Below are 12,997 nucleotides of genomic sequence, written 5' to 3'. Positions count from 1 at the left end.
AAATCGAGTGAAGTAACAACCCGCAACCACTGCTATGACTGAAATGAATCGATAAAAAGTAGTCGCCAATTATCCTAGCCTAATCAGGCTTTTATAGGCGACTAATGTAACAATTCAATAGCATAAATGCGACACAATAAGCTTACCGAGCCATTAAATTAGTCGCATAAGATCGCTAAGTTGGTCTATTTCAACATCAGGGAGCACACTCGCCTTCGGGGAGCGGTATAAATTGGAACCAGTGTCATTAAACCAGCACGCTTGGAAGCCATTTTGCTTGGCTCCATAGACATCCGTTTTGAGGTGATCGCCAACATGAAGAATATTCTCAGCGTCACAACCTAGGTGTTGCTGAGCTTTTTCAAACATATCTGGATAGGGTTTTGCTCTGCCATCAGGGCCGGCTTTAAGGATTAATTGAAAGTACAGCCCTAAGCCAATTTTGTGTGGATCGACATTGCCATTGGTAATCGCAACCAGAGGAATACGTTGGCTAAGTTCAGTCATCACTCGATGCGTTTCTTGAGGGACATCGACTTGATTACGCAACCACAAGGCATGCTCAATGCCCTCTCGAGCCGCTTGCTCTGCTTGCTGCAGAGAGTAACCCAATTGCAGCAAACCACTCTTAATCTGAGTTTCACGCCACACGGTGACATCATGTTTCAAAGCTGGGTTTTCAGATGCGACTTGCTGCTTAATGCCCTGCCACTCTTCAAGCGATAAAGAAGCCGACACTGGGTGCTTTTGATAAAGCCACTGTGCCATCTCTTTCTCAACCTTCATGATCACAGGCCAGTTGTCATACAGGGTGTCATCCAAGTCAAAGGTCATGGCTTTGATGGGCTTTAACCCTCGATAAATTCGCATAGTAAACCCTTTAATCTAATCTTTATTCTTCTTACGAGCTCTCGGGTGAGCCTGATCATAAGCTTGTGCTAAGTGTTGGAAATCTAAGTGGGTATACACTTGGGTCGTCGAGATGTTTTCATGGCCAAGCAACTCTTGCACAGCACGAAGATTTTGGCTCGATTCCAGCACATGCGTTGCAAAGGAGTGACGCAGTTTATGCGGGCTGATGTGGCTCGCGACAGATTGCTTCTTGCCCCACTCTTCCATGCGCTTTTGCACGCTGCGGTGAGAGATACGAGTCCCGAGCTTAGAGACAAACAGCGCGGTTTCACCCGGTGAAGCCAATTCACCACGAACTTTGAGCCATTTATCGACCCACTCTTTAGCTAAACCAGAAAAAGGCGCTTTGCGTTCTTTGTCGCCTTTACCAATCACTCGGATTTCGCCTTGTCGACCCAACACATCTTTCAGATTGATGCCGACCAGTTCTGCCAGTCGTAATCCAGCACCATACATCACCTCCATCATCGCTCGATCACGAATCGACAATGGATCGTCCTCATTCACATCAAGCAGTTGACCCACTTCATCAACATCGAGGTTTTTAGGCAAAGGGCGTTGTTTGCGAGGTGCAGAGACACCTTTGGCTGGATTGGCGGTCATTTCGCCACGCAACACAAGGAAATCAAAGAAGCTGCGCAGTGACGATAAGCGCGTTGCAATGCTGCTCGCTTTCATTCCCTCACGCATGCCTTTACTGGCCAGTTGTCTGACCCACGCCGCATCGACTTGACCCCAATCCTTTAGCCCTAGAGTGACTAAATGACCGGCCATGGTTTCAAGTTGTTGTTTGTAATTACGTTGGGTGTGTAGGCTGAGTCCCTTCTCGCTTCGGAGATATTCATAGAAGCGAGAAAGTGGCTTTTGAAGGCTGTTAGGAAGAGGTATTTTGGGCTCTAGGCTCATTATTTATCTGCCAAGGTAAGGTGTCCGCCAAATGAGCGACAACAAGTGCTAAATGGCGTAAAAAGAGCGTATCCATATGGGGTTGGAAATGTCCGCCATCTTCACTAGAAAAGGCGAGCAAACCCAATGGAGACTGCTTAGCAAGCGGTAGTACTACATAAGAGCCTAGCTCTGGAACTGGATAATCACCAAACAAATCGTGTCTGTCGGCTTTTCTCAAGCGTCCAAGATAAGCATCTTTGCCATTGAAATGGTTAAGCGAAAACTTAGAGTAACCCTCAGCACTCAACTGATAAAAGCCAGATTGCGAAAGAATACGAACATGAGCCTTAAGCCCAAGATCTAACGCTTTTTGTTCAACGGCTTTTATCACCTGCATGAAGTCACTGCATTTCAGCACTTGCGCTTGCAGATCCATAAACTCATAGAAGGTTTTATCGTTATTTGCTGCCAACGACATCAAGCCAGTGATCTCTTCTTCAAGCTCTTCGATTCGATGACGTTGGCGTTTAAGCTGAACCTCAACCAGAGAAACAGCGCCCTGCTCAACGTTATTGATAGCAAGGCGATCAACCAAATCTTTTCGGTCTTGGAAAAAATCTGGGTTATCACGTAAATATTCCGCGACCACTTCTGCGGTGAGTGCGTCGGCTTCAACGTAAGACAAAACCTATCCTTTATTTTTATGAATATATTTGTTTTGGGTCGTTATTAGCAAGAAAGTTGACCATCAAACACATGCGTTGCAGGGCCGGTCATAAACAGAGGTTTACCCGGGCCTTGCCAGCTAATGTGTAAGTCACCGCCTGGTAGACGAACCTTCACATTCTCAGCCAGTAAGCCTTGAGTGATACCCACTGCAACTGCGCCACACGCTCCGCTGCCACATGCCTGAGTTTCACCCGCGCCGCGTTCGTAAACACGTAGACGAACTTCTTCACGGTTAACGACCTGCATAAAGCCAGCATTAACACGCTCAGGGAAACGTTCATGTGATTCAAGTAGTGGGCCTAAGGTGTCCACATCAGCCGTGTCGACGTCATCAACCACGGTAACCACATGTGGGTTACCCATGCTTACCGCACCACAGAATAAGGTGTGTACATCCGTTCTTAGGATATACGTCTTCTCTGGCTGCTTGGCCTTGAATGGAATCTTGCCGGGTTCGAACTCAGGAATGCCCATGTTCACCGTGATCAGGTCATTCTCTTCAATCTTGAGAACCATTTTACCTTTCTTGGTACTCACGTTGATGCTGTACTTATTCGTTAAGCCTTTCATGCGAACGAATCGTGCAAAACAACGTGCACCATTGCCACACTGCTCCACTTCACTGCCATCCGCATTGAATATGCGGTAATGGAAATCAGTTTCTGGATCATAGGGAGCCTCAACCACAAGTAGCTGATCAAAGCCCACACCAGTGTGACGATCCGCCAAACGACGGATCAAATCTGGAGAAAAGAAAATATTTTGAGTAATGCAGTCCACGACCATGAAATCATTGCCCAAACCATGCATTTTAGAAAAGTGGAAGTGCATAACGCTTAAAATTACTCCGGAAGAATGTTTTCAAGTTCCCACAGACTCGTAAGCTCTTCACGCTGACGAACCAAGTGAGTTTTATCGCCATCCACCATCACTTCAGCCGCACGCGAACGAGTGTTGTAGTTAGATGACATCGCGAAGCCATAAGCACCCGCTGAACGAACTGCTAGCAGATCACCTTCTTCAAGAACAAGGTCACGATCTTTACCTAGGAAATCGCCTGTCTCACAGATTGGGCCAACCAAATCGTAAGTCACAGTTTCACCCTGACGAGGGCTCACAGGAACAATATCCTGCCAAGCTTGGTAAAGTGCTGGGCGCATTAGATCGTTCATTGCTGCATCGATGATGGCAAAGTTCTTGTGCTCTGTTGGCTTGAGGAACTCGACTTTCGTTAATAATACACCAGCGTTAGCAGCAATCGCTCTTCCAGGCTCGAAAATCAGCTCTAGATCAGAATGATTGTCTAAGCGAGCCAATAAAGCTTTCGCGTAGTCAGAAGGCTGTGGTGGTAATTCATCACGATAAACCACACCCAAGCCGCCACCGACATCAAGGTGTTTGATGTTGATACCGTTAACACGTAGCTGGTCGATCAGCGCAAGTAGGCGATCGGTTGCATCGATGAAAGGTTCGATATCCGTTAACTGAGAACCAATGTGGCAATCAATACCATGGATAGACAAGTTATCGAGTGTTTTTGCAAACTCATAGACAGCAGGAGCACGGTCGAAAGCGATACCAAACTTGTTATCACGCAGACCAGTAGAGATATAAGGGTGAGTGTTCGCATCAACGTCTGGGTTGATACGCAGTGAAATCGGCGCTTTAACACCAAGCTCACCAGCTACTTTATTCAGTCGCTCTAGTTCTGGTTCAGACTCTACGTTGAAACACTTAATGTTCAACTCAAGCGCACGCTTCATTTCAGCGGCTGTTTTACCGACACCAGAGAATACAACTTTTGCTGGATCGCCACCGGCAGCAACCACACGCTCTAGCTCACCGCCAGAAACGATATCGAAGCCAGAGCCCAAACGAGCCAAAGTATTCAACACGCCAAGGTTTGAGTTAGCTTTAACGGCATAACACACCAAGTGCGGATGCTCACCAACCGATGAATCAAACGCATTCCAGTGGCGTTCTAATGTTGCACGAGAATATACATACAGCGGTGTACCATATTGCTCTGCTAGTTGTGAAAGTGCGACGTCCTCAGCCCAAAGCTGGCCATCTTCCTGATAGTTGAAGTAATCCAAAGTTCTTATCCCTTATAAATAACGATTTCTGCGTGTTTTCACTTATTGTGATTGTTCGGTTTGCTGAACTTCATCAGGATCGTACAAAGGACCCGTTTGACCACAACCAGAAAGTCCAATAACGGACATCATAAATAGAGCAGCAATTAATTTTTTCATTTTGCATATCGTGATTATTAACTCAATGCCCCCTATAATCGCACCACACTCAGGAAAAGCAATAGGATAGAAAGGATGAACGAGACTGAATTTCATCAGCTGGTCGATATACAGATGCAAAACATCGAAGAAGCTATCGATGAATCAGAGGCAGATATTGATTACGAAGTGACTGGTAACGTGATGACGCTGGAGTTTGAGAACCGCAGCCAAATCATCATTAACCGCCAAGAACCAATGAAAGAAATCTGGTTGGCGTCTAAATCTGGTGGCTTTCACTTCAAGCTAGTTGACGACAAGTGGACATGTTCAAAGACGGGCATGGAGCTGTTTGAGATGGTTAAAGAAGAATGCGTGAAGCACGCAGGTGAAGCGATCGATTGGGTCTAATCATTTGTAAGCAAAACTAAAAAGGAGTGAATCAATCACTCCTTTTTCAATATCAATCGGGCTTAGTAAGACTAGATGTTGACTATCTTTGAGCTCCGAGAAGCTAAAGTTGCATCGTTACGATAAGGCACAACGTAAGAATTGCCTTCTTCAGGATGAACGATTTGGTAGTACTGAGGTAGGTTAAAGTTAATCAACTTAGACGACATCTTCGACTCATCTTTTACCGATGTGTAGAAAGAATTCACGCTCGCGATCATCTCATCTTTTTCACCGCTGTACTGGTGGTAGACCTCAACTTGGTTCGACTCGTCCAATACATAAATATTGAAGCCTTTGTCGGTATCTTCGAAAAAGAACTGAATCAAGCCCTCACTCGCAAAACCATCCACCACTTCTGGTAGCTGATACTCTTGCTCTTTATCGAGCATCAGTAAAGGTGAGCCTTTGAGCTTATTGGTTGAGATGCTACGGTAGAAATCGACCGAGTTTTCCAACATCTGTACCGACACACCACGACGTTCGAAGAACAGACCAAACATCTTATTAGCTAAACGAATAGCCTTAAAGCGGCGGCGCTTCTCGGGTTCAATCGGTTTCAATCGTAAATCGATACACTCAGCAAGCAGTTGATACACCATGTTACGCATCACACCACGCAGGTTTTTGCTGTAACAGAACACATCAACCGATTCTGGCGGTAAAGCATCTTGGTGCATTTTGCCAAGCACCGTCTTCAGCGCATCCAGCATTGCCGTATCACCTTGGAAATGCAGCGTACGTACTTCATGCCAAGAGTTACGATAAACTAAGTCGACACTGCCGACTAAGCTCTTACCTTCCTCACCAAAGCTGAAGATATCGGCGTTCTTGAGGTCCACTTTTAATGCACGACCACTTAATTCAGACGTCGGGTCATTTTCAAAGTTGATGAACATCGCTAGCTGGCTTATCTCACACGGGCTCGCCAGTGCTTGCATACTTGGGCGACGCTTACGCAAAGAAAACGTATTACGCAGGTCGCTCACCATTTGATAGAACTTATCGATATCGATGTGAGCGTCACGTACCACAGAGTGCAAACGTGTCGACTCGGTAATCAAGCCATTAAAAAACGACCATGCTACCAACTTACTCAAGTACTCATGGTGCTCTAGAGAAGGCTGACCAAGAATGCGGTGTGCAACCAGTGGCTGCTTATACAAGTACCAACCTGCTTTATTCGACTGACCCTGACGAACTTCGATGAAGCTCAAGTCGGGTTCATGCAGATCCGGAGAGATTTGTGGGTTCAGCAGTGTCACTTTACCTGGCAATACCTCAAACGCAGCGTAAAGCTTACGTGCCAAGATGCTGATATCTTGTGGACTGATTGCCGAAGTGATGTCGTTACGACGCGCAAATTGAATCAGATTACGATAGCTCAGCATCAAGGCATCAAGCAGTGCATGGTGCACCACTTTAACCTGCTCAACCTTCCAGTTACGGCGGTTATCGAGCTCAGCAATGGTTTCATGTCCCCAATTCCAAGATTTAGTCATCTCGGTTAAGGCTTCACGACGCCACGCAACGGAGCCAATGCCCGCATCTCGTGACAACTTCTCGTGGGTCTTAAGATAAAAACAGCGCCTCACCAAGTCCAATCGAGTATGGTCGTTAATACGCTCTAGGTAGCGCGTTACCTTCTCAAGCATCAGATAGTAACTATCCATGCCATACAGATCCGGTTCATCCGCGAAGAAGCGACGCTTGGTATCAATACTCAGCAGTTGGGTGTTTGGGTATTCCCATGAATAGGCTTCTAACAGGATCGCCTTCAAAACCGATTTATACGGTGAGTCGATACTCTTATAGAGCTGCCACAGGTTTGAACCAAAGTACTCTTCAGCGGGAATGCGATTCAGCTTGCCGAAATCGATCCACTGCGAGCAATCAAGATAGCCATCCTGACACAAACCTTGAACATACTCGTCGTAACACTCTTCCATTTCTGGCGGAATGATTTGCCACAACAAACGCTGACCAGCCAAACGAACCGCAGAGCGATAAAACTCATCAAGCAATAATAAGTGCTGTGAAGAACCACAGTTATCGCCGGTCATCTCTTCTGAATGGTTCGAACGGAAACGCTCTTCATCCATCAAGAAGAAGTTCGCTTCTACTCCCAAGGTTTCAGCCCAATCGGTAATCAAGAGACACTTGTTGGTTAGGCTATCGCGAGAGGCGCCATCCATATCCGGGGAAACACACACCCAGATATCAAGATCACTTGAAGTGCTTTGACCAATAGAAGAAGTACTACCCATGGTGTACAAGCCAAGGATTGCTGGTTCATCCGTCTCGGTGAGTTTGCCACCCAGCGTTAATTCGGTATCAGAGACAAATTGCTTTTGGAATTCATTAAGCGTAAAGCTACGAATTCCAAAAGGAACTTGTTGGTCATAATAACCAGGCATCATCGGGTGATTGAAGTGAAGCAGTGCGGGAATAAGGTTGAATACTCGCTGGCCTTGCACATTCATCAACGCCAACGCACGATCAATGCGCTGCTGATTTAGATTGTCTAATCGTTGAATCAAAGTTTGAGTGTAAGCCTGCAAGGTAAGTCCTTGGTTTGAGGTTAAGTGCAGTTCTGTTTAGTTACTGAACGAAAGGAGCAACAAAACGTGATCAATTTAACACTTTTACCCTTAATGGTAAAGCAAAGGAACCCGTCATACTGGTCAATTCCTTGATGACAGAAAGTTAAACTCACGGCGCCGTAGTGTCCTCTTTATTGACTATTTCTAATAATAGCCCATGTTTCAAATGAGATACTAATCACACTATTTTGGTGAACTCATGAAAATCTCTCAGCTATCAAAGTATGGAATGATCAAACAGTAAGAATTCTCGCCTCATAATGGTAGGATTAGGCTATTACAGAACCTATATCGGAAACACCATGACAAATTCAGCACCAATCCGTATCGCGACCAGAAAAAGCCCTCTTGCCCTTTGGCAGGCATACTTTGTAAGGGATGCACTGCAAGCTGCTCACCCTGGTTTAGAGGTTGAGTTGGTAACTATGGTGACCAAAGGTGACATCATCCTAGACACTCCGCTTGCTAAAGTGGGTGGTAAAGGACTGTTCGTTAAAGAACTTGAAGTAGCCATGCTAGAAGGTCGTGCTGACCTAGCGGTTCACTCAATGAAAGATGTACCTGTCGACTTCCCTGAAGGTCTAGGTCTGGTAACAATTTGTGAGCGCGAAGATCCGCGTGACGCTTTCGTATCAAACACTTACAACAACATCGACGAACTCCCACAAGGTGCTGTCGTGGGTACGTGCAGTCTGCGTCGCCAATGCCAACTGTTAGAATACCGCCCAGATCTGATCATCAAAGAGCTGCGCGGCAACGTTGGTACTCGTCTAGGTAAACTCGATGATGGTCAATACGATGCGATCGTACTGGCTGCTGCAGGTCTTAAACGTCTAGAGCTAGAAGAGCGTATTCGTAGCTTCATCGAACCAGAGCAGTCTCTCCCTGCTGTTGGCCAAGGCGCTGTTGGTATTGAGTGTCGCCTTGATGACGAGCGTCTGATTAAACTCCTTGAACCACTGAATCATAAAGACACGGCTGATCGTGTACTGTGCGAACGTGCAATGAACCTTACCCTAGAAGGTGGCTGTCAGGTTCCTATCGGCAGCTACTCATTATTAGATGGCGAAAACATCTGGCTACGTGCATTAGTTGGTGAACCGGACGGTTCTAAGATGGTTCGTGGTGAGATCTCTGGCCCTCGCAAAGATGCAGAAGCACTTGGCGTGACTCTGGCAAATCAATTGCTGGATGATGGCGCGAGAGAAATCTTAACCAAGCTCTACGTTGACCAAGAATAATCATGACAGTGTTGGTGACTCGTCCCGGTTCAGAGGGACAATCGCTTTGCCAACAACTAGCGGATGAAGGGGTTCAAGCAATCCATCATCCGCTGATTCGTATCGTGGATAATCCCAACTCTGCGGATTTAAGCACCCAGCTTAATAACAGCGATATCATTATTGCAGTCAGTCACCACGCCGTGGCGGCTGCCCAAAGCATCCTTTCAAAAACCTCATCCATTTGGCCTACTTCGCCGCTTTATCTTGGCGTTGGTCAAAAAACTGCGCACGTTTTAAGCAAAGTCTGTAAACAAAAAGTAAACTATCCTCAAGTTAGTGATAGTGAACATCTTCTTAAACTTACTGAACTTAATGGCGTAGAAAATAAGTCCATTTTGATACTACGTGGCAATGGTGGGCGTGAGCTCATTAGGGATTCTCTACTCAATCGAGGTGCACAAGTCTCTTATTGTGAGACCTACCGTAGAGAATATATTCCTATTAGCGACCACAATACCTATCAAACATGGATAAACAAAAAAACGTCCAAAGTTGTCATCACTAGTCAGGAACAATTGGAGTATCTCTGCTCAATTACCCCTGATGAGTATTTGGCTTGGCTTTCAACAAGACATCTATTTGTCCCAAGCCGGCGCATTGTAGAACGAGCACAACAACTCGGCTTCTCGAATGTGACCAATACTCACAGTGCTACGAACCAAATATTACTGGCTGCTCTCCGGCCCTAGCTAGAAACAGGAAATAAGCATGACAAGCAAAAAAAATAATGAGCATATTGAACCTGAAAAGAAACAAGATACTCAGCCAGTAGTTGTTGAAAACGAAAAAGCTGACTCTACAGAGACAAAACAACCTGAACAGAAGCTTGATGCCTCTGCTTCAAATACCGCTAAAAATGAGCAGCCTCAAGCTGAGCATAAAGAGCAAATAGAGAAAGCAGAAAAGCAAGGTAAGCGCGGTGTCAAACTAGGCGCTATTGCGATCGCTATTTCAATTATCTTCAGTGGCGGTATCGCATTTCAAATGCAGCAAAAGAGCGCTGAATACTCGGCTCAAATAGCCGCTCTTCAAGCACAACTTCAAAATACCCAATCTGCGGTAAATAAAGACCTACAAACCATCAAGCAAGAGACTATCCAAGAAGCCTCACACGCGGTGGAGAAAACTCAGGTCGTGCAATCTCAACAGCAGAAGAGCATTCAAAGCCTGCAGTTAGCAGTGGCTGACGTGAAAGGTCGCCGCCCGAATGACTGGTTACTTGCCGAAGCCGATTACCTTGTGAAACTAGCAGGACGTAAACTGTTCCTCGAGCATGATGCCGTTAGTGCAACCAAACTAATGGAAAGCGCCGATCAACGTATCGCCGCACTGAATGACCCAAGCTTGGTCTCTCTTCGTCAATCAATGACCAATGACATTACTAAGCTTCGCACTATTCCTCTTATCGACCGTGATGGCTTAGTTCTACGCATCACAAGCCTACAACAACAAGTCGATACGCTGCCGCTTGCCAATGCAATCCTGCCTGAGGCTGCCGCTGTTGAGAAAAAAGCCGTATCTCAAGATATTAATGACTGGCAGAACAACCTGATGACGTCGATGAAAGACTTTTCAGAAAACTTCATCACATTCCGTAGTCGTGATGGCGAAGTTATCCCTCTACTATCACCAGAACAGCACTTCTACCTTCGTGAAAACATCAAAGGTAAATTAGAAACCGCGATTCGCGCTGTCTACAAAGAACAAGGTGAACTCTATAGCGCAGCTCTTAATACCGCTAGCGAGTGGTCGAAAGCTTATCTAAACCAAGATAACAACTCAGTGATTGAATTTGAGAAAGCGATTAAACAGCTAAGTGAACAGAACATCTCTGTGAAATACCCTGTAAAGCTTGAATCTCAAAATGAGTTGTCAGATGTGATACGTGAGCGCCTACGTCGTGAAGTCACCGTTATGACCACGGAGGAAAAATAATGATTCGTTGGATTTTTCTTTTTCTCGTTCTAGGTGCTGGGTTAATTGTTGGTACTCAGTTCTCTGGTCAACAAGGCTACGTTCTGATCTCAATTGCGAATAAGACCATTGAGATGAGCGTGACAACACTGGTTATCTTCGTCATCGCTCTTCTAGCGGCTCTATTCGGCTTAGAGTACCTATTTAAAAAGCTTATGTACGCAAGCTCGACAACTTGGAATTGGTTCAGTGTTCGTAAGCTGAAGCGCTCTCGTCGTTATACCAATGAAGGCATCATCAAGCTGCTTGAAGGTGACTGGAAAGGCGCTGAGAAGAAAGTAACTCGCTGGGCTAATCATCACGACATGCCTCTACTTTGTTATTTAGTCGCTTCTCAAGCGGCACACGAGCAAGGTAATACAAGTGAGCGTGATAAGTACATCGAGCTTGCTAGCCAACAGGACGACTCTCTACTTGCGGTAGAGCTAACTAAAGCTAAACAGCAAATCAGCGAGTCAAACTACGAAGCTGCATTCGATACACTTTCGACCCTAAAAGGCACATACCCTAATAACACTGCTGTACTTGGCCTGTTAAAAGCCACTTACTTGCAACTGAAGTTATGGCAGCCATTGCTAGAGTTAACTCCTAAATTAGTTAAGAACAAACTTCTAACAGCTGATGAGCAACGTGAATTAGAACAGAAAGCACAATGTGGGCTACTTCATGATGTGGCACAACAGCAAGGTAGCGAAGGTTTAATCAGCCATTGGAACAAGCTTTCAAGAAAACAGAAACAAAGTTCGCACCTTGTATCCTGCTTTGTGAAGCAACTTATCGCTCGCAAAGCTGACTCAGAAGCCTTCACTGTGATCAAAGAGAACATTGCAAAGAGTGGGTCAAATGAACTCTACATGTTGCTTCCAGAGCTGAACTTATCCGATCACCACCCAGTAGTGGTCATGCTAGAACGTGCAATTAGTAAAGACAGTGGTAATGCCGAAGCACACAGCGCGCTGGCTCAGTTCTACTTAAGAGAGCAGAAGTGGGCGGAAGCACAAAGCCACTTCGAAAAAGCCCTAGCACTTCGCTCAAATGTTTCAGATTACGGATACCTATCTGACGCACTAGAGAAGCAAAACTTAACGAAAGCAGCTCACGAGGTTTCTCGTAAAGCGCTCGCTCTAGTTCAACCCGCTTAACTCTAAGCGACTCAAACTAAGCCGATGTCTAGCATCGGCTTTTTTGTATCTGCTATTTAACCCTAGATAACTTCTACAATAGCTATAAACCAAGCTCATCAAACACTTACCTGCCCAATACCAACTAACCATGAAATTGCTCAACTGGGCTTCTCAAACACACGGAGAACGACTTTAGTTGTGTCTGTACGTAGTTTTACCATTCTTATAAACAAGTCCTTATAAGAGGTTCGAGAGGAGTCATAGAGAAAAGTGATACCTTGAAGTTCAAGAACAAATGGAGATCAGCTTGAGAGAAGGCGCTTAAAGATATTTACCCGCAGACAGATGCCCACTTAAAGTCACGTTGAATTAACAATTAAATAGCCATCAACGTTCCAACTATAAACCGTTATAACCGGGGAGTTCACGTAACTGCCTGTAGATTAATCTATTAAGTAGAGGGAGATAGCAAGAGTTACCGACCAACAAAACCTTGTTATTAGAAACGAGGCATCTTTATCAGCCAGTTCAAATTAGTAGGAGATAGAGCTCTCAAGACGCTCAGGAAAAGTTAATCAACGAACCAATAGCCACAAGTATAAACTTACGTAATCAAGCGCTGCTAGAGAGAGCAGAGCTTAATAATAAGTGTCGGAATATCAGAGCTCGTGATCATCGAACGGAGAACGCTTCTACAAAACTCGAAGACGAATACTAAACTCAGATACTGGAAACGACGAAAGCCTAGTCGTCAGACTAGGCTTTCTGATATGTGCCGGAATAATACCAATTAAAGTAAA

General features: G+C 45.4%; 12 protein-coding genes. 5 read left to right on the top strand and 7 right to left on the bottom strand.

Annotated elements, in window-relative coordinates; translation table 11 throughout:
- Window positions 1–153: 153 nt before the first annotated feature.
- The 6 genes from yigB to lptM are packed head-to-tail and all read right to left on the bottom strand — an operon-like array spanning window position 154 to window position 4,784.
- Window positions 154–870 (bottom strand): 5-amino-6-(5-phospho-D-ribitylamino)uracil phosphatase YigB, encoded by a 717-nt coding sequence (gene yigB, locus AB4185_RS13185; protein WP_017068593.1) that lies wholly within the window; start codon window positions 868–870, stop codon window positions 154–156.
- A 15-nt stretch (window positions 871–885) separates the two neighbouring features.
- The gene (gene xerC, locus AB4185_RS13180) at window positions 886–1,818 is read right to left on the bottom strand and encodes a tyrosine recombinase XerC (protein ID WP_017061015.1); all 933 of its coding nucleotides are present in this window, start codon (window positions 1,816–1,818) and stop codon (window positions 886–888) included.
- The gene (locus tag AB4185_RS13175) at window positions 1,787–2,485 is read right to left on the bottom strand and encodes a DUF484 family protein (RefSeq protein WP_017061014.1); all 699 of its coding nucleotides are present in this window, start codon (window positions 2,483–2,485) and stop codon (window positions 1,787–1,789) included. The genes xerC and AB4185_RS13175 overlap by 32 nt, the downstream gene beginning before the upstream one ends.
- A 44-nt stretch (window positions 2,486–2,529) precedes the next feature.
- Window positions 2,530–3,360 (bottom strand): diaminopimelate epimerase, encoded by an 831-nt coding sequence (gene dapF, locus AB4185_RS13170; RefSeq protein WP_017061013.1) that lies wholly within the window; start codon window positions 3,358–3,360, stop codon window positions 2,530–2,532.
- A gap of 11 nt (window positions 3,361–3,371) precedes the next feature.
- Window positions 3,372–4,625, bottom strand: coding sequence for a diaminopimelate decarboxylase (lysA, locus tag AB4185_RS13165; protein ID WP_372135533.1), 1,254 nt, complete (start codon window positions 4,623–4,625; stop codon window positions 3,372–3,374).
- A 42-nt stretch (window positions 4,626–4,667) separates the two neighbouring features.
- Window positions 4,668–4,784, bottom strand: a complete 117-nt coding sequence (gene lptM, locus AB4185_RS21965; protein ID WP_017063757.1) for an LPS translocon maturation chaperone LptM — start codon at window positions 4,782–4,784, stop codon at window positions 4,668–4,670.
- A 75-nt stretch (window positions 4,785–4,859) separates the two neighbouring features.
- Here lptM and cyaY point away from each other — a divergent pair, with 75 nt between their 5' ends.
- Complete coding sequence (gene cyaY / locus AB4185_RS13155; protein WP_017061010.1) at window positions 4,860–5,174, top strand: iron donor protein CyaY; 315 nt, start codon at window positions 4,860–4,862, stop codon at window positions 5,172–5,174.
- Between the two features lie 71 nt (window positions 5,175–5,245).
- On the opposite strand, the gene AB4185_RS13150 is transcribed toward cyaY, so the two are convergent.
- Window positions 5,246–7,774: a class I adenylate cyclase gene (locus tag AB4185_RS13150; RefSeq protein ID WP_017066755.1), complete on the bottom strand. Its 2,529-nt coding sequence runs from the start codon at window positions 7,772–7,774 to the stop codon at window positions 5,246–5,248.
- A gap of 344 nt (window positions 7,775–8,118) precedes the next feature.
- On the opposite strand from AB4185_RS13150, the gene hemC reads away from it, so the two are divergent.
- From hemC to AB4185_RS13130, 4 genes are read left to right on the top strand one after another with little or no spacing between them, the layout of a single operon-like run.
- Window positions 8,119–9,057 (top strand): hydroxymethylbilane synthase, encoded by a 939-nt coding sequence (hemC, locus tag AB4185_RS13145; protein ID WP_017061008.1) that lies wholly within the window; start codon window positions 8,119–8,121, stop codon window positions 9,055–9,057.
- A 2-nt stretch (window positions 9,058–9,059) separates the two neighbouring features.
- A complete protein-coding gene (locus tag AB4185_RS13140) occupies window positions 9,060–9,788 on the top strand; it encodes a uroporphyrinogen-III synthase (protein WP_372135532.1) in 729 nt (242 codons plus the stop codon).
- A 19-nt stretch (window positions 9,789–9,807) separates the two neighbouring features.
- Entirely contained in the window at window positions 9,808–11,034 is a 1,227-nt protein-coding gene (locus AB4185_RS13135) for a uroporphyrinogen-III C-methyltransferase (protein ID WP_065584265.1), read from the top strand.
- Window positions 11,034–12,215 carry a heme biosynthesis protein HemY gene (locus tag AB4185_RS13130; RefSeq protein WP_017061005.1) on the top strand — a complete coding sequence of 394 codons (1,182 nt, stop codon included), beginning with the start codon at window positions 11,034–11,036 and terminating at the stop codon, window positions 12,213–12,215. The genes AB4185_RS13135 and AB4185_RS13130 overlap by 1 nt, the downstream gene beginning before the upstream one ends.
- The last annotated feature ends 782 nt before the right edge of the window (window positions 12,216–12,997 follow it).

The organism is Vibrio sp. 10N.286.48.F5 (assembly GCF_041469785.1).
In the GTDB taxonomy this organism is placed as follows: Bacteria; Pseudomonadota; Gammaproteobacteria; order Enterobacterales; family Vibrionaceae; genus Vibrio; species Vibrio crassostreae_C.
Note: the sequence above shows the minus strand (reverse complement) of the source record. Positions and strands in the feature narration are given on the sequence as shown.